Origin of the sequence: Dactylosporangium fulvum (assembly GCF_025137375.1) — a bacterium.
Taxonomy (GTDB): Bacteria; Actinomycetota; Actinomycetes; order Mycobacteriales; family Micromonosporaceae; genus Dactylosporangium; species Dactylosporangium fulvum.
In genome coordinates this window covers 856,225-874,936 of sequence record NZ_CP073720.1, presented here as the reverse complement: position 1 = coordinate 874,936, position 18,712 = coordinate 856,225, and the positions used below count along the sequence as shown (strand labels likewise).

General features: G+C 70.8%; 23 protein-coding genes. 8 read left to right on the top strand and 15 right to left on the bottom strand.

The annotated features are described in order from the left end of the window. Positions 1-18 precede the first annotated feature (18 nt). The 6 genes from Dfulv_RS04005 to mtfM are packed head-to-tail and all read right to left on the bottom strand — an operon-like array spanning position 19 to position 4,030. Complete coding sequence (locus Dfulv_RS04005) at positions 19-987, bottom strand: asparaginase (protein ID WP_259861246.1); 969 nt, start codon at positions 985-987, stop codon at positions 19-21. Further along, positions 980-1,813: a BKACE family enzyme gene (locus Dfulv_RS04000; RefSeq protein ID WP_259861245.1), complete on the bottom strand. Its 834-nt coding sequence runs from the start codon at positions 1,811-1,813 to the stop codon at positions 980-982. Before Dfulv_RS04000 ends, Dfulv_RS04005 begins: the two co-directional genes overlap by 8 nt. Positions 1,814-1,845: 32 nt before the next feature. Further along, positions 1,846-2,910 (bottom strand): CAF17-like 4Fe-4S cluster assembly/insertion protein YgfZ, encoded by a 1,065-nt coding sequence (gene ygfZ, locus Dfulv_RS03995; protein ID WP_259861244.1) that lies wholly within the window; start codon positions 2,908-2,910, stop codon positions 1,846-1,848. Then, positions 2,904-3,326: a Fur family transcriptional regulator gene (locus Dfulv_RS03990; RefSeq protein WP_259861243.1), complete on the bottom strand. Its 423-nt coding sequence runs from the start codon at positions 3,324-3,326 to the stop codon at positions 2,904-2,906. Before Dfulv_RS03990 ends, ygfZ begins: the two co-directional genes overlap by 7 nt. Before the next feature lie 9 nt (positions 3,327-3,335). Next, on the bottom strand, positions 3,336-3,932 hold the full coding sequence (locus Dfulv_RS03985; RefSeq protein ID WP_406567923.1) for an FABP family protein: 597 nt from the start codon (positions 3,930-3,932) through the stop codon (positions 3,336-3,338). Next, on the bottom strand, positions 3,926-4,030 hold the full coding sequence (gene mtfM, locus Dfulv_RS48515) for a small membrane protein MtfM (protein WP_033363477.1): 105 nt from the start codon (positions 4,028-4,030) through the stop codon (positions 3,926-3,928). Before mtfM ends, Dfulv_RS03985 begins: the two co-directional genes overlap by 7 nt. A gap of 12 nt (positions 4,031-4,042) precedes the next feature. Between mtfM and Dfulv_RS03980 the strand changes: the two genes are divergently transcribed. Then, entirely contained in the window at positions 4,043-4,417 is a 375-nt protein-coding gene (locus Dfulv_RS03980) for a DsrE family protein (protein ID WP_259861241.1), read from the top strand. A 54-nt stretch (positions 4,418-4,471) separates the two neighbouring features. Here Dfulv_RS03980 and Dfulv_RS03975 read toward each other — a convergent pair whose 3' ends face one another. Genes Dfulv_RS03975 through Dfulv_RS03965 form a run of 3 tightly spaced genes read right to left on the bottom strand, consistent with a single transcriptional unit; the run spans position 4,472 to position 7,827 of the window. After that, positions 4,472-6,472, bottom strand: a complete 2,001-nt coding sequence (locus tag Dfulv_RS03975; protein WP_259861240.1) for a M91 family zinc metallopeptidase — start codon at positions 6,470-6,472, stop codon at positions 4,472-4,474. An 8-nt stretch (positions 6,473-6,480) separates the two neighbouring features. Beyond that, positions 6,481-6,807 (bottom strand): hypothetical protein, encoded by a 327-nt coding sequence (locus Dfulv_RS03970; RefSeq protein ID WP_259861239.1) that lies wholly within the window; start codon positions 6,805-6,807, stop codon positions 6,481-6,483. A 42-nt stretch (positions 6,808-6,849) separates the two neighbouring features. Beyond that, positions 6,850-7,827: a Gfo/Idh/MocA family protein gene (locus Dfulv_RS03965; protein WP_259861238.1), complete on the bottom strand. Its 978-nt coding sequence runs from the start codon at positions 7,825-7,827 to the stop codon at positions 6,850-6,852. Between the two features lie 60 nt (positions 7,828-7,887). On the opposite strand from Dfulv_RS03965, the gene Dfulv_RS03960 reads away from it, so the two are divergent. Further along, positions 7,888-8,340 carry a hypothetical protein gene (locus tag Dfulv_RS03960; protein ID WP_259861237.1) on the top strand — a complete coding sequence of 151 codons (453 nt, stop codon included), beginning with the start codon at positions 7,888-7,890 and terminating at the stop codon, positions 8,338-8,340. A 9-nt stretch (positions 8,341-8,349) separates the two neighbouring features. Beyond that, on the top strand, positions 8,350-9,111 hold the full coding sequence (locus Dfulv_RS03955) for an NUDIX hydrolase (RefSeq protein ID WP_259861236.1): 762 nt from the start codon (positions 8,350-8,352) through the stop codon (positions 9,109-9,111). 8 nt (positions 9,112-9,119) lie between these two features. On the opposite strand, the gene pstB is transcribed toward Dfulv_RS03955, so the two are convergent. From pstB to Dfulv_RS03925, 6 genes are all read right to left on the bottom strand, one after another. Next, the gene (gene pstB, locus Dfulv_RS03950; protein WP_259861235.1) at positions 9,120-9,896 is read right to left on the bottom strand and encodes a phosphate ABC transporter ATP-binding protein PstB; all 777 of its coding nucleotides are present in this window, start codon (positions 9,894-9,896) and stop codon (positions 9,120-9,122) included. A gap of 15 nt (positions 9,897-9,911) precedes the next feature. Next, complete coding sequence (gene pstA / locus Dfulv_RS03945) at positions 9,912-10,994, bottom strand: phosphate ABC transporter permease PstA (protein ID WP_259861234.1); 1,083 nt, start codon at positions 10,992-10,994, stop codon at positions 9,912-9,914. Then, on the bottom strand, positions 10,994-11,968 hold the full coding sequence (gene pstC, locus Dfulv_RS03940) for a phosphate ABC transporter permease subunit PstC (RefSeq protein ID WP_259867397.1): 975 nt from the start codon (positions 11,966-11,968) through the stop codon (positions 10,994-10,996). Before pstC ends, pstA begins: the two co-directional genes overlap by 1 nt. Positions 11,969-11,995: 27 nt before the next feature. Beyond that, complete coding sequence (gene pstS, locus Dfulv_RS03935; RefSeq protein ID WP_259861233.1) at positions 11,996-13,111, bottom strand: phosphate ABC transporter substrate-binding protein PstS; 1,116 nt, start codon at positions 13,109-13,111, stop codon at positions 11,996-11,998. A 248-nt stretch (positions 13,112-13,359) separates the two neighbouring features. Next, positions 13,360-14,286 carry a mycothiol synthase gene (gene mshD, locus Dfulv_RS03930; RefSeq protein ID WP_259861232.1) on the bottom strand — a complete coding sequence of 309 codons (927 nt, stop codon included), beginning with the start codon at positions 14,284-14,286 and terminating at the stop codon, positions 13,360-13,362. 28 nt (positions 14,287-14,314) lie between these two features. Continuing rightward, entirely contained in the window at positions 14,315-15,016 is a 702-nt protein-coding gene (locus Dfulv_RS03925) for a winged helix-turn-helix transcriptional regulator (protein WP_190255825.1), read from the bottom strand. Between the two features lie 322 nt (positions 15,017-15,338). Here Dfulv_RS03925 and Dfulv_RS03920 point away from each other — a divergent pair, with 322 nt between their 5' ends. The 5 genes from Dfulv_RS03920 to Dfulv_RS03905 all read left to right on the top strand — a co-directional run bounded on the left by Dfulv_RS03920 (position 15,339) and on the right by Dfulv_RS03905 (position 18,668). After that, positions 15,339-16,289 (top strand): hypothetical protein, encoded by a 951-nt coding sequence (locus Dfulv_RS03920; RefSeq protein WP_259861231.1) that lies wholly within the window; start codon positions 15,339-15,341, stop codon positions 16,287-16,289. Between the two features lie 127 nt (positions 16,290-16,416). Next, positions 16,417-17,154: an LmeA family phospholipid-binding protein gene (locus Dfulv_RS03915; protein WP_259861230.1), complete on the top strand. Its 738-nt coding sequence runs from the start codon at positions 16,417-16,419 to the stop codon at positions 17,152-17,154. Between the two features lie 31 nt (positions 17,155-17,185). Beyond that, the gene (locus tag Dfulv_RS48510; protein WP_313899993.1) at positions 17,186-17,278 is read left to right on the top strand and encodes an Ms5788A family Cys-rich leader peptide; all 93 of its coding nucleotides are present in this window, start codon (positions 17,186-17,188) and stop codon (positions 17,276-17,278) included. 204 nt (positions 17,279-17,482) lie between these two features. Then, complete coding sequence (locus Dfulv_RS03910; protein ID WP_259861229.1) at positions 17,483-18,334, top strand: sulfurtransferase; 852 nt, start codon at positions 17,483-17,485, stop codon at positions 18,332-18,334. A gap of 22 nt (positions 18,335-18,356) precedes the next feature. Beyond that, complete coding sequence (locus tag Dfulv_RS03905) at positions 18,357-18,668, top strand: DUF1416 domain-containing protein (protein ID WP_259861228.1); 312 nt, start codon at positions 18,357-18,359, stop codon at positions 18,666-18,668. The last annotated feature ends 44 nt before the right edge of the window (positions 18,669-18,712 follow it).

The following is an 18,712-nucleotide window of genomic DNA, read 5'->3' as shown; positions in this document are numbered from 1 at the left end:
TGGCTAGCGTGAACCCGGTCACGAGGCCAGGTTGCACCAAACCGAGCGAACCACACCCACTCGCCGGCCGCCGCCGTTCACCGGAACTTCCGCCAGGTCACCGACAGAAACACCCAGCCGCTCGAACGCGGCGGCGAGGACCGGCAGGCGGGCCCGCATCGCACCGTCGTCGATCTTCAGCGCCACGGCACCGACCCCGGGCAGCGCCGCGGCCACCACACCCTCGGCACCGCTCTTGACCAGCAGGCCCGGAACGGCGCGCATGAGGTGCGTGTCGTCCCCGCCGGCGTCGTCGCCGGACACGAGTTCCGGATGCGCCCGCATCGCGTCGGCCACCGCCCGCTCGTGACTGCCCTCCGGCGCCTCGACCAGCCGCCGGAAGGCGCCGGCGAGCCCGCGCAGGGACAGCGCCAGCAGGGGCGCGCCGCAGCCGTCGACACCCACGGCCCGGACCGTCTCCGCGGAGAGGTCCTCGACCGCGGCCATGATCCGCTGCTGGAGCGGGTGGTCCGGGTCGAGGTAGGACTCGAGCGGCCAGCCGTTCGCCGCCGCGGTGCGCAGCATGCCGGCATGCTTGCCCGAGCAGTTCATGAACAGCGCCTCCCGGCCGTGGCCGGCTCGGATGAGTTCGTCGCGGGCGTCCTCGGACAGCGGGTAGTCGGGCGGGCACCCGAGCGCGCCGGCCGGGATGCCGGCTTCGCCCAGCACCTGCAGTACCGCCGCCGAATGGAACGGCTGACCACGGTGACTCGCGGCGACCACGGCGAGGTCCGCGGGCCCCACGCGGAGCCCGGAGCGCAACATGCCGACGGCCTGGAGGGGCTTGTTGGCCGAGCGGGGGAAGATCGTGCCGATCACGTCGCCGGCCCAGGCCGCGACCTCACCGTCGGCGCCGAGCACCGCGACCGAGCCGTTGTGCCGGCTCTCCACGAAACCGCTGCGGACCACCTCGGCGAGCGGCTCGCCACCCAGGTAGACGTCAGCCATGACGAATCCCCAGCAGCTCACGGGCGTCGGCGACCGGCATCGGCGGGCGCTGGGCGAGGCGGGCGAAACCGGCTGCGCGGGCGACGAGCTGGGCGTTGCTCTCGACGGGCTGGCCCTTCGCGTAGGTGATCGTGTCCTCCATGCCGACCCGCAGGTGACCGCCGGCGGCCAGCGAGGTGAGCAGGACCGGCAGGGTGCTGCGGCCGATGCCGGTGGCCGAGAACGTGGCGCCCTCCGGCAGGTCGCGCATCGCCTGCAGGCACGCGGCCAGGGCCGGAACCGTGCCGGGCATCCCGCCGGGGACCCCCATCACCAGGTCGAGGTGGACGTGCCCGCCATAGGGCAGGCCATGCCGGTCGAGCAGCCGCTGGAGGGCGGCGAGCTGGCCGAGGTCGAAGATCTCGTACTCGGGGACGATCGCCCGCTCCTGCATGCGGGTGTGCAGGTCGACGATGAATCCCCAGCGGTTGAGGAAGACATCGTCGCCGAAGTTGACGGTGCCCATCGTGCACGAGGCCATGTCCGGCTCGGCGTCGAGCACGCGGAGCCGGTCCTCCTCGGGATCGGTGACCGCGCCGCCGCTGGAGAGCTGGACGATCAGGCCGGTCTCGGCGCGCAGCGCGGCGACGGCCTCCTTGAGCCGGCCCAGGTCGAGCGTGGGCTCGGCCTTGTCGTCGCGGAGGTGGACGTGGATCACGCTCGCCCCCACCGCTGCACACTCTCGGGCGGTCGTGACCAGCTCTGCCAGGGTCACCGGCAGGGCGGGCACGTCGGATTTGCGGGATTCCGCACCGGTGGGAGCCACCGTGATCAACGTCGTTGTCATCACGGAGTTGATCCTGCCATGTTTGCCCAGGTCTACGCCGGGTCGACGGCCGCCGTCGAGGGTCCCACCCGCAGCTCGGTCTCCGGGGTGACGTTCTGCTTCACCACCGCGAGGGCGACCATGCCCAGCTCGTGATGCCGGACAGCGGTGCCGACGAACCCGACCGCCCGGCCGCCAGCCTCGACCGGCGTGTGCCGGGCCGGAAGCTCGTCGGTCGTGATGCCGTCGAGATGGAGCAGTACGAGCTTGCGCGGCGGACGGCCGAGGTGGTGCACCCGGGCGACCGTCTCCTGGCCGCGGTAGCAGCCCTTCTCCAGGTGCACCGCGGCGGCGGTCCAGCCCACCTCGGCCGGCAGCGTGCGGTGATCGGTCTCGAAGCCGAACCGGGGGCGGCGGGCCGCGACCCGCTGCGCCTCATACGCCCAGATGCCCGCGAGCGGCAGCCCGCCGGCGGCGATCACGTCCGGCACGGCGGCTCGCGGGACGAGCAGGTCGGCGCTGCCGGCCATCCGGCGCACCCAGCCGCCGAAAACGGGCAGCGGCGCCGCCGAGTAGCGGATCGTGGGCCGGCCCGGCAGGGTGCCGGTGGCGAACTTCGCCGGGGGCACCGGCACCACGTCGGGCGCCGGCAGCGGGCCGACGCCGAGCGTGACGAGCGCCTCATCGGTCTGCGGGCCGACCACCGACAGCAGCGCCCAGTCGGCGGTCACGTCGGCCGGCTCGACCCGCATGAGGAAGCGCATGCGGTTGAGGAAGTCGAGCAGCCCGGCACCCGCGCCCGGCTCCAGGTCGAGCCACGTCGTGGTGCCGTCGTCGGTGAGCACCGCGTGGTGCTCGGCGTGCCCGTGCGGCGACAGGACGAGCAGCTCGGAGCCGGTCATCGGGGCCAGGTCGGTCAGGTGCTGCGTGGTGAGGCTGTGCAACCAGGTCAGGCGGTCCTCGCCGGGGACCGCGAGCACGTCGCGGTGCGACCGGTCGACGAGGCCCACCTCCGTGTCGAGGATGCGCTGCTCCCGATTGGGGTCGCCGTAGTGCGCGACGGCGCCCGCGTCGGGGGCGTCGGGGTCGAGAGCGGCGACGGTGACTGCGCTCAGCATGGTTCTCCTTCGGGTGCACAGCTGCCACAGAGCCCGAACAGGGCGACGTGCCCGATGTCGAGCCGGAAGCCGCGGGTCTCGCGCAACTCGCCGTCCAGCCCGGCGAGCACCTTCTCCGGCAGCTCCTCAACCGTGCCACAACCGCGGCACACCAGGTGGGCGTGCGCATGCTCACCGACGGGGTGGTAGGTGGGTGCCCCGTGCGAGAGGTGCGCATGGGTGATCAGCTCGAGCTCCTCGAGGAGCTCGAGCGTGCGATACACGGTGGTGATGTTGACCCCGGCGGCCCGCTCGGCGACGTCGGCATGGATCTGATCGGGCGTCGCGTGCCGCAACCGGTAAACCGCCTCCAGCACAAGCTGGCGCGGAGCGGTCAACCGCAGCCCGCGCGCCCGGAGCACCTCCGCCAGTTCCACGGGATAAGGCTAGCCCGCGACTCGCTCCAAGCGGGCCGACAGGTGGGGCTGCAAGGGTTGGCCCATGGCCGCGAGGTCGATCGCGTAGAGCAGAGCGCCCTCGACGATGCCGTAGAGCCGCTTGGCGGCCCGGACCTCCTTGGCCGTGGCCGTGCGCACGACCGCGTCGGTGGCCATCTGCCACTGGGTCGTGCCCTTGGCGTGGCCGATGTAAAGCTCCATGATCCCGGTCGGCTGGCTGAGCAGGACCTCGATCTCGTCCGTCGGCTTGCCGTCGACGAGCACCGGCCGCCACCAGCCGGTCTCACGGTTGGCGGGGCGGATCGGGTTGCCGTCGACGTCGATCACCCACGACCGCGACTCGTAGAGCAGGAACGGCCGCCCGTCGTGGCTGAACCGGACCTCCTGCCCGTAGTGGAAGCCGTCGCCCTCGATCGTCGGGTAGTCACCCTGGCCGCGACCGCGCCACACGCCGACCAGCGGCAGCATCCCCAGAAGCGCCGGATGCAGGTCCGGACCCGTCCGCAGGTCGTGCGTCTCCTCATACGGGTATTCACCGACCGGGGCCAGACCGGCCCACGGCGGCGGCTGCACGTCAGTCACCAACGCCCCCTCGACACCCGAACCGCAAGGTAGATCAGGCCGCCCGCCAGCGCGCCCATCCCGGCGACCAGCAGGCTCACGAACCCGATCTCCGTAACCATCCCTCCGATCCTATGCTGCGAGGCATGGCACGTTCTCTCGTCGTCAAGGCAACCTCCGGGACGGAAGCCCCCGAGCGCTGTTCCCAGGCCTTCACCGTGGCCGCGACCGCTGTCGCCGGTGGTGTGGCCACGTCATTGTGGCTGACCGGCGAGTCGGCGTGGTTCGCGCTGCCCGGCCGGGCCGCCACCTTCGAGCTCGAGCACGCGGCGCCACTGGCCGACCTGCTGGAGGCGATCCTGGCCGGCGGCACTGTGACACTGTGCACACAGTGCGCCGTGCGCCGGGGCATCGGCCCCGACGACGTGATCCCGGGGATCCGGATCGCCGGCGCGTCCACGTTCGTCGAGGAGGCCCTCCAGGACGACGCCCAGGCGCTCGTCTATTAGGGCCTGTTTCGTAGCTGAGGCCGGGCTGCGGCGGGCCCAGGTACGAAACAGGCCCTAGGGCTGGCCGTAGCGGTCGCGCTGGTCCAGGCCGAGCTCGGCGCGCAGGCCGTTTTCGGTGTACCGCAGCGGGTGGGCCGGGTCGATGCGGTTCGGCGTGGCCGGGTCGCCGTCGTGGTCGATGGGCAGGCCGACCGCCTGGCGCTCGGCATTGCTCACCGGCTTGCCGTCCGGCATGACGTCACGCCCGTCGGCGCCGTTGTAGAGCCGGCGGTCGGCCGTGCCGTGGCCCATGTCGTAGACGTGGGCCATCTCGTGGAAGAGGACCACGACCGGCGGCGTGTCGGAGCGCAGCCGGTCGTAGGCGGGGTTGTAGCCGATCGACGGGTGCTGGTGCGGCCCGGAACTGTTCGGTTGCGCGTACCCGTTGTCGTCGAAGGTCCGGCCGATGGTGAGGCCGTCGCCGCCGTACCCCCAGTGCCTGCTCCGCGCGTGCCCCTCCTCGAGTCCGGCGAGCATCTGCTGGCCGGTCGGCGACGCGCGCAGCAGGTCGAGATCCGACTGGACCCGGTCGACGAACTCGGCGTTGCCTTCGACGGTGATGAAGCCGCCCAGGTCGTCCCTGATCTGCACGCCGGTGAACCGTTCGACGCCCGTGGCGGTGTCCTCGGGCTGGCCGAAGAGCCGGTCGTCGCCGGCGCCGCCGTCGACCGTGTCGGCGCCCGCGCCGGAGTTCAGGGTGTCGTCGCCCGCGCCGCCGGCCAGGAGGTCGTCGCCGCGGCCGCCGGACAGGACGTCGTCGCCGGCGCCACCGAAGAGCACGTCGTCGCCCGTACCGCCCTCGAGGTAGTCGTCGCCGTCGCCGCCGCGCAGGGTGTCGGCGCCGGAGAGGCCGTAGAGGGTGTCGTCACCGGTACCGCCGTCGACCAGGTCGTCGCCGGCCCCGCCGTCGGTGTAGTCCCGCTCGCTGCCGCCGAAGACGGCGTCGTCCCCTTCGTTGCCGGTGAGGTGGTCGAAGTCCTGGCCGCCGCTCAGCGTGTCCCCGCCGGTGCCGCCGGAGAGGTCGTCGTCGCCGGCGCCACCGAAGAGCAGGTCGTCGCCGGCGCCGCCGTCGGCCTGCTCGGCACCGGTGCTGCCCCACAGCCGGTCGCGGCCGGCGCCGAGGTAGGCGCGCTCCGGACCGGCGCCGGCGGGACCGGTGCCGGCCGGGCCGAGGCTGACCCGGTCGTCACCGTCGCCGGCCAGCACGGTGTCGAGGCCGGCTCCGGCGATCAGCACGTCGTCACCGGCGCCGCCGAGCAGCACGTCGTCACCGGCGCCGGAGAGGACCGTCACGTCGCCGGTGCCGTCCACCACGCGGACCGTGTCGTTGCCCGCGCCGGTCCGGACGACCAGCCGGGCGCCGGCCGGCACGTGCAGCGTCGTCCCGTCGACGGTCACGGTGTCACCGCGGATCTCGACGGTGTTGTCGCCGGGACCGGTGCTCACCACGAACCGCCCGCCCGACAGGGTGGCGTCGAGGCCGCCGCGGTCGGCCGGCGGCAGCCAGCCCTCGACCACGCCGGTCGCGACCTGCGCCCAGCCGCGGGCGATCAGCGCCCAGTCCTGCCGGCAGCGCGCCAGCGCCGACATGCCGCGGAACAGGCCGTGGTCGACGTCGGCACGGATGGCGGCGGCCTCCGCGACCGCCGCCCGGCCGCCGTCGGACTGCTCCAGCAGCACCGCGCCGCCCTGGCGGGCGTGTGGGACCGGGATCCGGGACCAGGCGTCGTCGAGCTGGGCCTGGCCGTGTCGCAGCAACGCGGCGAGGCCGTCGAGCGCGACCGCCGTCTCGCCGGCGACGCCGGCGAGACGGTCGAGGTCGCCGCCGAGCCGGCCGCGGTGCCAGCGGTAGCTCTCGGCGGCGTCGCCGGCCCAGGACAGCGGGCTCGCGGCCCGGTCGAGCCGGTCACGAGCGGCGCGGGCGTCGCCGGCGACCGCCCGCCAGGTCACCGCCGCGGCGGCCAGTGTCGCCGGCTCCGCGTGGAGGTTCCACAGGTCGTCGACGGACTCGATCACCGGGGTCATCAGAGGCCCGCCCCGCGGGAGCCGCCGACCCGGACGTCCGCCGCCCGGTCGGCCGCGCGGTACGCGAACGCGGTCCGCAGCAGCCGGTCGGCGTCACCCTCCAGGACCGCGGCCAGCCCGGCGATCGCGTCGTGCGCGAAGGCCAGCAGCCCGTCGGCGGTGCGGTACGCGTCGGCCGCCGTGGGCAGGTCGCCGAAGGCCGTATCCGCGATCGGCAGGTGCCGGAAGTCGTCGCGGTACGCCCGGCCGACACGATCGGCGGCTTCGAGGCTCACGGCCGCCAGCTCGATCAGCGCGTCGGGATCGGCCCGGATCTCCTTCGCCATACGGCGCAGGGTAGCCGCGCCGGGACGCGGCGTGTGTCCCGATCAGGCCGTGTAGTCAAGACCGACCTTTATCCGTACAACATCCAAAACACGAAGAATCTCCAATGTTTCGGACAGCGGGATCAGCGGGCTCTCGGTGAGCCCTTCGCGCAGGCAGCGCTGCACCTCGGCGGCCTCGAAGTGGTAGCCCCAGCCCTCGAACGGCATCTCGAAGCGCTCCGGCTGCTCACCGTGCCAGAGCGTGAACTCCGACGGGCAGAAGAAGTTACGCGGCACCTCGATGCGGCCCGTGGTGCCGGTGATCGTCGCCCGGCGGGCGCTGTCGCCGATCAGCGAACAGGTCAGCGCCGCGACGGCACCCGACGCGAAGCCGAAGAGCATGCCGGTGTTCTCGTCGACGCCGCCGGGGCTCATCCGGGCCCACGCCTGGATCTCGGTCGGGGCGCCGAGGAACAGGTGCGCGAACGTCACCGGGTATATCCCCACGTCGTAGAGGCCACCGCCGCCCAGCGCCCGCGACCGCAGCCGGTGCGTCTCCTCGACGGGGCCCTCCATGCCGAAGTCGGCGTGAACGCTCACCAGGTCGCCGATGGCGCCGTCGGCGATGAGCCCGGCGATCCGGCGGATGGCCGGGAAGCAGCGCATCCACATGGCTTCCATGAGGAACACACCGCTGCTGCGGGCGGTCTCCACGAGCGCCTCGGCGGACGCGACGTCGAGTGTGAACGGCTTCTCGGTCAGCGTCGCCTTGCCGGCGCCGAGCGAGAGCCGCGTCGCCTCGTAGTGCGCCGTGTGCGGTGTCGCGACGTAGATCGCGTCGACCTCGGGGTCCTCGACCAGCGCCTGCCACGAGCCGTGCGCCCGGGCGACGCCGTGCCGCTCGGCGAAGCGCTCCGCCGTTTCGGCGCTGCGGGAGCCGACCGCGGCGAGCTCCGCGTCCGGCAGCAGGCGGAGGTCCTCGGCGAACTTGCTCGCGATGGAACCGGTGGACAGGATGCCCCAACGAATGCGGTCGGCCATGCCGCCGAGCCTAGCGTTTTCCGCGGTTGGGCCCATGATCGACGGGGTATCGGTCAGCCCGTGGGAACAGCAGAAACCGACCGCCCGGACCCCCGCCACCGCCGCCCCGACGGCGTCTCCGACCGCACGGTGGAGGGCCTGGGCAAACTCAGCGAGGCCCTGGAGTGCGTAGAACGCGCCCGCGGGCGGCTCTACGACCTGCACCAGCTCATCGGCCATGCCGACCTGATGCTCGACGAGGCCGTGGAGATCCTGAAGGACGCCGGCCACACGGCGCTCGCCGACCGCATCTCGACCGAGCTGATCGGCCGGAACGTGATCGCGGGCCGCTGGACGTTTCAGCTGGTCGAGGAGTTCGACGACACCTACTGGACACTCTTCCGGCAGATCGACAAGGACGCCCGCGACGAGCTGGTCCAGGGCCGCCGCCACCTCTACGAGGTCGAGATGAAGGAGCGACGTCGCACCCACGGCGCGCCGGGCCACGAGGCCACGCCGCAGAGCTTGCCTTAACGTGTCTTCATGGAGTACCGGTTGCCGCCCGACCTTGCGGAGCACGCTCATCAGTTCGCGGCAGAGGGTGGTGTACCGGCTGAGCCCCGCCTCGCCAGCACGGTCGTGCTCCTGCGGGAGCCGTTCGAGGCCTACCTGATCCGGCGCGTGGCGACGATGGCGTTCGCCGCGTCGATGTACGCCTTCCCGGGCGGGAGCGTGGATCCGCGGGACGCGGCCGTGCAGCCCGGCTGGGCCGGCCCGGCACCGGCGGAGTGGGGCCGGCGCTTGCGCCTGGAGGAGTCGGTGGCCCGGTCCGTCGTGTGCGCGGCGGTGCGGGAGGTCTTCGAGGAGTCCGGCGTCCTGCTGGCCGGGCCGTCGGCCGATGCCGTCGTCGGCGACGTGAGCGGGCCGGAGTGGGAGGAGGCGCGGATCGCGCTGATCGCGCGGGAGCTCGGGTTCGCCGAGTTCCTCAGCCGGCGCGGGCTCGTGCTGCGCAGCGACCTGCTGGTGCCGTGGTCGCGGTGGATCACGCCGGAGTTCGAACCCCGGCGCTTCGACACGTACTTCTTCCTCGCCGCGCTACCCAAGGGGCAGCTCACCCGCGACGTGGGCGGGGAGGCCGACGCGACGGTCTGGTGCACGCCGGCCGAGGCGGCGGACGGCCGTTACACGATGCTGCCGCCGACCGTCTCCACGCTGACCGAGCTCGCCGAGGCGGGCGGCATCGAGGCGGCCCTGGCGGCGGCGTCGACCCGGGACCCGGCCGACGCCATCCACCCCATCGCCTGATCCCGGCCCTAGCCGAAGCGGCCGGTGATGTAGTCCTCGGTCTTCTTCACCGACGGGTTGGTGAAGATCTTCGCGGTGTCGTCGTATTCGATGAGCCGGCCCGGGTCACCCGTCTTGTCGATCGAGAAGAACCCGGTGCGGTCCGAGACACGGGCCGCCTGCTGCATGTTGTGCGTGACGATCACGATCGTGTACTGGTTCTTCAGCTCGGTGATCAGGTCCTCGATCGCGAGCGTCGAGATCGGGTCGAGGGCCGAGCAGGGCTCGTCCATCAGCACGACCTGCGGCTCGACCGCGATGGTCCGGGCGATGCACAGGCGCTGCTGCTGACCGCCGGACAGGCCGGCGCCCGGGCGGTTGAGCCGGTCCTTGACCTCGTTCCACAGGTTGGCGCTGCGCAGCGCCTTCTCGGCGACCTCTTCGAGCACCGACTTCTTCTTCACGCCGTTGAGTCGCAGGCCGGCGACGACGTTTTCGAAGATCGACATGGTCGGGAACGGGTTGGGCCGCTGGAAGACCATGCCGATCATGCGACGGACGGCCGTGACGTCGACGTCGCGGTCGTAGATGTTCTGCCCGTCGATGAGGAGCTGACCCTCGATCCGCGCGTTGGGCAGGACCTCGTGCATGCGGTTGATCGACCGCAGGAAGGTGGACTTGCCACAACCGGACGGGCCGATCAGCGCGGTGACCGACTTGGGCTCGATCGTCATCGAGACGCCGTCGATCGCTTTGAACGAGCCGTAGTACGACGTGACGCCGTGGGCTTCGATCCGTTTGGCCATGGGGGGCTCCAGTGATTATCGGGCGAGCTTGTTGCGGCGGGCGAGCAGCTTCGCCGCGATGGTCAGTACCAGGACGAGCACGACCAGGGTGAGGGCCGCCGTCCAGGCACGCCCGGGCGCGAACTCCGAGGCGACCCCGGCCTGCTCGAAGACGAACAGGGACAGGGACGACTGGTTGCCGCTGAACACGTTGAAGTTGATCGAGCTGAGGCCACCGGCGACGAGCAGGACCGGTGCGGTCTCGCCCGCGGCGCGGGCCACCGCGAGCATGACACCGGTGACGATGCCGGGGCCGGCGGTCGGCAGCACGATGCTGGTGATGGTCTTCCACTTCGACACGCCGAGCGCGTAGGCACCCTCACGCAGGGCGCCGGGCACCAGCCGCAGCATCTCCTCGGTCGAGCGGACCACCGTCGGCAGCATGAGCACGCTCAGCGACAGCGCGGCCGCAAAACCCGAGTAACCGGCCCGGCCGTTGTTGAACAGCGGGGTGACGGTGAAGACCCAGAACGACAGGACGAACAGGCCGGATACGATCGACGGGATGCCGGTCATGACGTCGACGAAGAACCGGATCGCGTTGGCCAGGAAGCCGCGGCCGTATTCGACGATGTAGACCGCGCCCATGATGCCGAGCGGCACCGTGATCAGGGTGGCGATGCCCGCCTGCTCCAGGGTGCCCACGATGGCGTGGTAGGCGCCGCCCTTCTCATCGAACGCGCCGATGTTGTTCATCGACGTGAGGAAGAAGTTGCTGTCCAGCCGGGCGGTGCCCTTGCTGATCAGCGTCCAGGCCACCGAGACCAGCGGCAGCAGCGCGAGGATGAACGCACCGTAGATCAGGATGGTGGCCATCCGGTTGCGGGCGGACCGGCGGCCCTCGACGACGGCCGCCGCGATGCCCATGAAGATCACGAAGAGGATCGCCGCGACGACGCCGGTGAGGACCGTCCCGCCGTACGAGGTGAGGTAGATCAGCACGAACGCGACGGCGATCGCCGCCACGGCGGCCGCCCACGGCGACCACGACGGCAGCGACTTCACCCGCAACTGGTGCGCGTCCGAGACGGCCACGCGAACGGGGGTTTCCACGCTCATCATGCGCTCCCGACGAACTCACGGCGCCGGTACACGATGGCGCGCGCGGCCATGTTGACGACCAGCGTGATGGCGAACAGCACCAGGCCGGAGGCGATGAGGGCACCGCGGCCGAGGTCGTTGGCCTCGCCGAACCGGTTGGCGATGTTGGAGGCGATCGTGACGCCGCCCGGGTCGAGCAGGTTGAAGCTGATGGTGAACACGCTGCCCAGCGTGAGGGCGAGGGCGATGGTCTCGCCGAGCGCGCGGCCGAGGCCGAGCATGACCGAGGCGATGATGCCGGCCTTGCCGTAGGGCAGCACGGCGGTGCGGATCATCTCCCACTTCGTCGCGCCGAGGGCGAGCGCGGCCTCCTGGTTCTCCGGCGGGGTCTGCATGAAGACCTCACGGGACAACGAGGTGATGATCGGCAGAACCATGATCGCGAGCACGATCGAGCCGAGCAGGATCGACTTGCCGTAGGGGCCGTCACCGCCGAAGATCGGCAGCCAGCCGAACGTGTCATGGAGCCACTTCGAGAGATTGGTGACCGGCTCGTAGAAGTAGTCGCGGCCCCAGAGGCCGAAGACGACGCTCGGCACGGCGGCGAGCAGGTCGATGACGAAGCCCAGAGTGGTGGCCACCCGGCGGTGCGCGTAGTGCGACAGGCACAGCGCGATGCCCAGTGCGACCGGCACCGCCAGGAGCAGCGCCAGCGCGGCGGTCAGGATCGTGCCGAACACCGTCGCGGCGATGCCGAACTTCGGCTGGTCACCGTCGGTGAACCATTCCTTGTAGGTGAAGAAGTTGGCCGTGTCGTCCTGAATGGCCGGGATGGCCTTGACGACGAGGAAGACGGCGATGGCCGCGATGATGACGAGCACCATCGAGCCGGCTGCCGTCGCGGTGCCGCGGAAGACGACGTCTCCGCCGAAGCGTTTGCGCGGAGGAAGACCGCCACCTCCGCCGGGCGAACCGGCGGAGGTGGTGGGCATGGTCTGCTGACTCAAGGAGAGTTCCTGTCAGGCCAGGTTCTTGATGGAGGCTTCGACCTTGGCGCGGACCGACTCGGGCAGCGGGGCGTAGCCCAGCTTGTCGAGGGCCTTCTGACCGTCGGCGCTGGCGGTGTAGCCGAGGAAGCTCTTGACGAGCGGGAGCTTGTCGGCCGGGGTGCCCTTGCTGCAGACGATCTCGTAGGTCACCAGGATGATCGGGTAGGCGCCCGCCTCCTTGGTGGCGTAGTCGATCGACAGCTTCAGGTCGTCGCCGGTGCCGACGACCTTCGCGCCCTGGACGGTCTTGCCGGCGGCCGCACCGGTCAGCGCGGTGTACTCACCGGCGCCGTTGTAGACCTTGGCGGTGCTCAGCGAGTTGGCCTTGGCGAACGACCACTCGACGTAGCCGATCGATCCGGCCGACTTCTTGACGGCGCCGGCGATGCCGTCGGAGCCCTTCTCGGCCTGACCACCCTGGGCCTTCCAGACCTTGTCCTTGCCGAAGGTCCAGGCACTGGCGGCGGTCTTGGTCAGGTAGTCGGTGAAGTTCTCGGTGGTGCCGGAGGAGTCCGAGCGGTGGACGGCCAGGATCGGCGTCGACGGCAGGGTCGCGCTGGGGTTGTCCGCCTTGATGGCCGCGTCGTCCCACGTCTTGACCGCGCCGGAGAAGATCTTCGCGAGCGTCTCGGGCTTGAGCTGCAGGTCCTTGACGCCGTCGAGGTTGTAGGCGATCGCGATCGGGCCGGTGACCATCGGCAGGTTCAGCGCCGGGCTACCACCGCAGCGAGCGGTCGACTTGGTCGTCTCGTCGCCGTCCTTCAGAGCGGAGTCGGAACCGGCGAAGTCGGCCGTGCCGCCGTTGAACGCGGTGATGCCGGCACCGGAGCCCGTCGGCTGGTAGTCGATCTTGGCACCGGAGCAGGCCAGCTGATACGCCTTGATCCACTCGTCCATGGCGTTCTTCTGGGCGGACGAACCCTGAGCAGTAAGCGATCCGCTAGCACAGCTGATGCCACCGGGGGCGCCGGCGGAGCCACTGCTGCCAGTAGCGCTGGGGGTTTCGTTGTCCGAGCCGCACGCGGCGAGCGCGAGCGTCGCGGTGAGCGCGATGCCGGCGATGAGGCCGTGCCGCTTGAAGTTCACTGCGGTCCCTTCGTCGGGATGTTTCCGTCTTCCGATTGCCCTGGGGAGGTCGGTCGGAAGGCCGACGCAGGTCGTCGACTGAAGGCGACGCTAAGAGCGGCAGGTAACTACCCCTCCGGGGGTGAGTGAACGGAGGGTGAACAGGTCCTTGGTCCTGGATGACGGCTGGTCGGAGGACAGTTGGCCGTTGGGTGAACTGCCCAGCGGAGATGCATGGTGCCCTTTTTGCACTGCCGAGGTCAGATGCCTCAGAGCGTCCTCTGGAAGGAAACGTCGTTCGACCAACGGACGAAACCCAGGCGCTGGTAGAGCCGCACGGCCCGGGTGTTGCTCTCGTCGACGTACAGCATCGCCTGGGCAAGGCCGCGGCCCCGCAGGTGCCAGAGGCCGGCGAGGGTGAGCGCCCGGCCCAGTCCGCCGCCGTGCGCGCCGGGCGCCACGCCCAGCACGTAGACCTCACCGATCGGCTCGTGGGCTTCCTGTTCCCCGGCGCCGCCGCCGTGGACCTTCGTCCAGTGGAAACCGAGCAGGCGCCCGTCGTCCTCGGACTCGGCGAGCAGGAAGCCGTCGGCGTCGAACCACGGCTCCCGCAGCCGGACGTGCAGGTCGTCGAGCGTCCACTTGCCCTGCTCCGGGTGGTCGGCGAAGGCGGCGGCGTTGAGGTCGAGCCACGCCGCGTCGTCCGCGCCCGGCCGGAACGCGCGCAGGCGCGCACCCGATGGCAGCACGACCTCGTCCAGCGGTGTGACCAGCGAGCGGCGCAGTTGCAGCAGGACGCGGGCCCGGTCGAAACCGAGCCGGATGGCGAGCGCCGACGCGGACGGGTGGTCGCCGTGCGCCCAGAACCGCAGGCGGCCGTCGGCGCGCTCGTCGGCGACCCGCATCGCCTCGGTCACCAGCGCACGGCCCAGCCCCTTGCGGCGGTGCAGCGGATGCACGACCAGCTCGGCGGAGGCGCCCTCGACGGCGTCGGTGGTGTCGATGTGTGCGTATCCGACCACGATGCCGCCGTCCTCGGCGAGCAGATGGACGGCCGGCGCCGCACCGCCGTGGCGCAGGTGCAGCACCACGTGCTCGGAGAGGGGCAATGCGCCGTCGGTGTCGCCGGCGGCCCGCATCAATGCGAGCACCTGCTCGACCTGGTCGGCGGAGAGATGGTCGGAACGTCGCAGCACGGCCTAAATGTAACTGGCGCCGGGCCGGTCAGACTCTTACGGGCTCCGACTCGTGCAGCGGGCGGGCCGGCGGGACCACGAACTTGTACCCCACCTGGCGCACGGTGCCGATCATCGACTCATACTCGGAGCCGAGCTTCGCGCGCAACCGCCGCACATGGACATCGACGGTGCGGGTGCCGCCGAAGTAGTCGTAACCCCACACCTCGCGCAGGAGCTGGTCCCGGGTGAAGACCCGGCCGGGGTGCTGCGCGAGGAACTTGAGCAGCTCGAACTCCTTGTAGGTCAGGTCGAGCGGGCGACCCTTGAGCTTCGCGGCGTAGGTGTCGGGGTCGATGGAAAGCTCGCCGGCCTTGATCATCCCGCCGCTCGCGGCGGCCGCGGAGTTGAGCCGGCCGACGGCCAGGCGGAGCCGGGCCTCGATCTCGGCGGGACCGGCGGTGGCCAGGATGACGTCGTCGAGGCCCCAGTCGGCGTGCAGAGCGACCAGGCCGGCCTCGGTGACCACGGCGAGCAGCGGGACACCCAGGCCGGTGGCGTGCAGCATGCGGCACGTGGCGCGGGCGTCGGCCAGCTCGGTGCGGGCATCGACCACGACAGCGTCGGGGCTCGGGCCGCTCACCAGGGTGCGGACGTCTCGGGGTGCGGTACGCACAGTGTGGGGCAGCAGGTCGAGGCCTGGCAGCACCACCTGGCCCGCGGGAGCCGCGGTCAGCAGCAGAATCTCCACGAGTCACCTCCGTCGCCGCGGCGCGCCTCCGCACTCGGGCGCTGTAGCGCCCAACGGCAAGGGCGGCGGCTCCATGTCGTCCCGGCAACTCTGGCGGGCGTTGTAGGTCTATCCCGCACGAGAATATCGGAGTATTCGCGTTTTGCGACCTGTCCGACCGTTGTTCGAGACAGTTGGGTGAGCCACACCCCACCGTTTCCGTCAACATGATATGCGATTGTGGGAGCGCTCCAGTCAACCGCCCCGCCCACGGCACGGCCCACTGTCGATTTCCGGTCATCCCGCACGGGCCCCGGAGCGTGTGTTCTGGCACCATCGGGGCGTGCCCGCTACCCCGCCGCCCGCCGAGGACCACGGAGCCTGGCCTCCGGCCACCGAGCCGGCGCCCCGTCGCCGTCGCCCCCGCGACCCGGAGAACGAGCACTCCGCCGAGCATTCCGCGGAGCAGATGGCGCCGCTGCCGCCCGTCCGCCGGCTGCTCTCCCTGGGCATCGCGGGCTTCGCCCTGCTGATGACCGTCGGTCTCGTGGTCGGCGCACAGACCACCCATGAGTCGTACGCCGTGGTGATCTTCGGTGTGCAGGCGCTCTTCGTCGGCGTGTGGACCATCGCGAGCCAGCCGCCGGCGCCGCGGGTGGTCGGCGGTGTCGGACTCGCGGTGGCGATCGGCACCGATGTCGCCGCGGTGTTCACCCGGCCGGCGTCGCTCGCGCCGCTGGCCTATGTGACCGCGGCCGGGTTCATCGTCGGGGTGGTCGGCCAGCTGACCCGCCCCGCCGGCCGGCAGCGGGTCACCGAGTCGCTCGGCTCGTCACTCGTGGTGACACTCGGTGTGGTGTCCTTCGCGAGCCTGGTGGTGCTCGGCCGCATCCCGCACGGCACCCAGGCGATCGTGGCGTGCCTGGCGGCGGCCGGGATCGCCCTGTTCGTCGCCAGGTTCACCGACGCCGTCGCGGCCCTGCCCCGCATCGCACCGCAGGTGCCCCGGGGCGGCGCCGGCGTGGTGCTCGGCGCGATGGTCGGCACGGGCGCCGCCGGCGCGATCGGCAACTACCTCGACGGGCTCAGCCCGCTGCCCAGCGCCCTGGCCGGCCTGGTCACCGCGATCGTGGCGGTGATGGTCGACCTGTCGGTCGGCTACGCCGAGGCGAGCCGCCGGGTGGACGGCGACGAGCCGGCCCTCTGGCTGGCCCAGCACATCCAGGGTCCGATCGGCGCGTTCGCCTTCGCCGCACCGGCCGCGTACGTTGCCAGCTGGCTACTGCTCTTATAGGTCGCAGTGAGGTTGCCAGGGTACGAAATCCTGGTGTCTGGGTACGTCGGCATGGCATACCTCATCGTCTTGGCAGGCAGCTGAAAGGAGCGTCGTGGCGACGACTCGAAGAGCCAAGATCGGCATTGTGCTGATCGTTCTGGCGATCATCCTGTGCGGCGGGCTCTTTGTCGTCGACCGTGTCGCGGCGAGTGTCGCCGAGGACCGGATCACCAAGGAGACGCGCAACCAACTGGCGGCCAACTCCGTGAAGTACGAGGGTGACCCCAGGGTCGACGTGACCGGGTTCCCCTTCCTGACCCAGGTCGTCGCCGGGGAGTACAAGAAGATCACGATCTCCCTCACCCAGCCGCAGATCGACAACGTCAAGCTCAACGACCTGACGATCGAGGCGCGGTCGGTGCAGGCCGACGCCCGCGACCTGATGAACGGCACCGGCGACGTCGTGGCCGGCGTCGTGGCCGGGACAGCCTCGATGAGCTGGGAAAACGTGCGTCCACTGCTGGAGCTCGCCGGGCTTCCGTCGCAGATCGACCCGTCGCAGGTCGACCTCAAGGTGGTCGACAACCGGATCGAGATGCGGATCCCGCTGTCCTACCAGGGCATCAACGTGACCCTGATCGCCCGGGGCAGCATGGTGGTCGAGACGGGCAAGGTCCGGTTCAAGCTCGACGAGGTGACCTCCGAGCAGGGGAACCTGCCGAAGTACGTCAACGACTTCATCCGGGCCAACCAGAGCCGCCTGCAGGTCAGCGTGCGGTTGCCGGGCCTGCCGTACAACCTGGTCGTCAATAACGTGCAGACGACCGACACCGGCCTGCTGGTCAGCGCGTCGGCCGAAAACGTCAAGCTCAGCGGACAGTGACCTGACGGACCCTGGGCCGACACGCTCGGCGATGCTAGGCTCCCAGACCATGAGCATGCTGCTCACTCGGCGGCGCGCGGTCGACCTGTGCCGCGTGGCCACCTGCCTGTGTTGCCGCTCCTGATGGTGCGGCCGCGCAGCGTGCTCTCTTAACGGCTCGAGGCAGCGGCGCCCCAGACCGATGGGTTTGGGCCGTTTTCGCCGGCTTCTCAGACCCGTCGCCGAAACCGTGATCCGTCCTAAATGGGTCGCGCGCGGCGCGGTGTACACCCCGACCCGTGTGTCGACTCGACCCACTCCACATCGTTCCCTGGGAGAGCAAACACCTATGAGTCGAGAGTCCGCCCTGGTCACGGCCGACTGGGCCGAGCAGAACATCAGTGCCGACAACATCGTCTTCGTCGAGGTGGACGAGGACACGACCGCCTACGACGGCGGGCACATCCCCGGCGCAGTCAAGATCAACTGGAAGACGGAACTGCAGGACCAGGTCCGCCGGGACTTCGTCAACAAGGAGCAGTTCGAGGCGCTGCTGTCGAGCAAGGGCATCGGCAACGACGACACCGTCATCCTCTACGGCGGCAACAACAACTGGTTCGCGGCCTACGCGTACTGGTACTTCAAGCTGTACGGCCACGGCGACGTCAAGCTGCTCGACGGCGGCCGCAAGAAGTGGGAGCTCGACGCCCGTCCGCTGAACAAGGACGAGGTCAGCCGCCCCGCCACCACCTACGTCGCCGCCCACGACCAGGACCTGTCGATCCGCGCCTTCCGCGACGACGCGGTCAAGGCCATCGGCGTGGCCAACCTGGTCGACGTCCGTTCCCCCGACGAATTCGCGGGCCGTCTCCTCGCCCCCGCCCACCTGCCCCAGGAGCAGGCGCAGCGCCCGGGCCACATCCCGACCGCGCTGTCCGTGCCGTGGAGCAAGTCGGCCAACGAGGACGGCACGTTCAAGTCCGACGACGAGCTGCGCGACCTGTACAAGGCCGCCGGCCTCGACGACAGCAAGCCGACCGTCGCGTACTGCCGGATCGGTGAGCGTTCGTCCCACACCTGGTTCGTCCTCAAGGAGATCCTCGGCCACAACGACGTGCGCAACTACGACGGCTCCTGGACCGAGTACGGCTCGCTGGTCGGCGTGCCCGTCGCCCTTGGCGACGAGCCCGGCCAGGCCTGATCATCGCCGGAGGTTTGAGATCATGAGTGCTGTTGACAGTTGCGGCGCGCCCTCGCAGAGCGCCCCGATCCCGGCCAGCGTGGACGTCGAGAAGGAAACGGTGATCACCGGCGTGGTGAACTCCGGTGACGGGCCCGTCGGCGGTGCGTACGTGCGCCTGCTCGACTCCACCGGCGAGTTCACCGCCGAGGTCGTGACCTCGGCGGCCGGGCAGTTCCGGTTCTTCGCCGCCCCCGGGACGTGGACGCTGCGCGCCCTGTCCCGGCAGGGCAACGGCGACGCCACCCTCGCCGCGGACCGCGGGATCAACGAGGTTGCCGTCTCCGTCGGCTGAGTTCGCCTTTCCTGGAAACGTGACGCCGCCCGCCGGGCCCAACC

Bases quoted from the DNA above. Each gene is read 5' to 3' on its own strand.
- Dfulv_RS04005 (WP_259861246.1), bottom strand. From the start codon at position 987: ATGGCTGACGTCTACCTGGGTGGCGAGCCGCTCGCCGAGGTGGTCCGC.
- Dfulv_RS04000 (WP_259861245.1), bottom strand. From the start codon at position 1,813: ATGACAACGACGTTGATCACGGTGGCTCCCACCGGTGCGGAATCCCGC.
- ygfZ (WP_259861244.1), bottom strand. From the start codon at position 2,910: ATGCTGAGCGCAGTCACCGTCGCCGCTCTCGACCCCGACGCCCCCGAC.
- mtfM (WP_033363477.1), bottom strand. From the start codon at position 4,030: ATGGTTACGGAGATCGGGTTCGTGAGCCTGCTGGTCGCCGGGATGGGC.
- Dfulv_RS03980 (WP_259861241.1), top strand. From the start codon at position 4,043: ATGCTGCGAGGCATGGCACGTTCTCTCGTCGTCAAGGCAACCTCCGGG.
- Dfulv_RS03970 (WP_259861239.1), bottom strand. From the start codon at position 6,807: ATGGCGAAGGAGATCCGGGCCGATCCCGACGCGCTGATCGAGCTGGCG.
- Dfulv_RS03965 (WP_259861238.1), bottom strand. From the start codon at position 7,827: ATGGCCGACCGCATTCGTTGGGGCATCCTGTCCACCGGTTCCATCGCG.
- Dfulv_RS03955 (WP_259861236.1), top strand. From the start codon at position 8,350: ATGGAGTACCGGTTGCCGCCCGACCTTGCGGAGCACGCTCATCAGTTC.
- pstB (WP_259861235.1), bottom strand. From the start codon at position 9,896: ATGGCCAAACGGATCGAAGCCCACGGCGTCACGTCGTACTACGGCTCG.
- pstA (WP_259861234.1), bottom strand. From the start codon at position 10,994: ATGAGCGTGGAAACCCCCGTTCGCGTGGCCGTCTCGGACGCGCACCAG.
- pstC (WP_259867397.1), bottom strand. From the start codon at position 11,968: ATGCCCACCACCTCCGCCGGTTCGCCCGGCGGAGGTGGCGGTCTTCCT.
- Dfulv_RS48510 (WP_313899993.1), top strand. From the start codon at position 17,186: ATGCTAGGCTCCCAGACCATGAGCATGCTGCTCACTCGGCGGCGCGCG.
- Dfulv_RS03910 (WP_259861229.1), top strand. From the start codon at position 17,483: ATGAGTCGAGAGTCCGCCCTGGTCACGGCCGACTGGGCCGAGCAGAAC.
- Dfulv_RS03905 (WP_259861228.1), top strand. From the start codon at position 18,357: ATGAGTGCTGTTGACAGTTGCGGCGCGCCCTCGCAGAGCGCCCCGATC.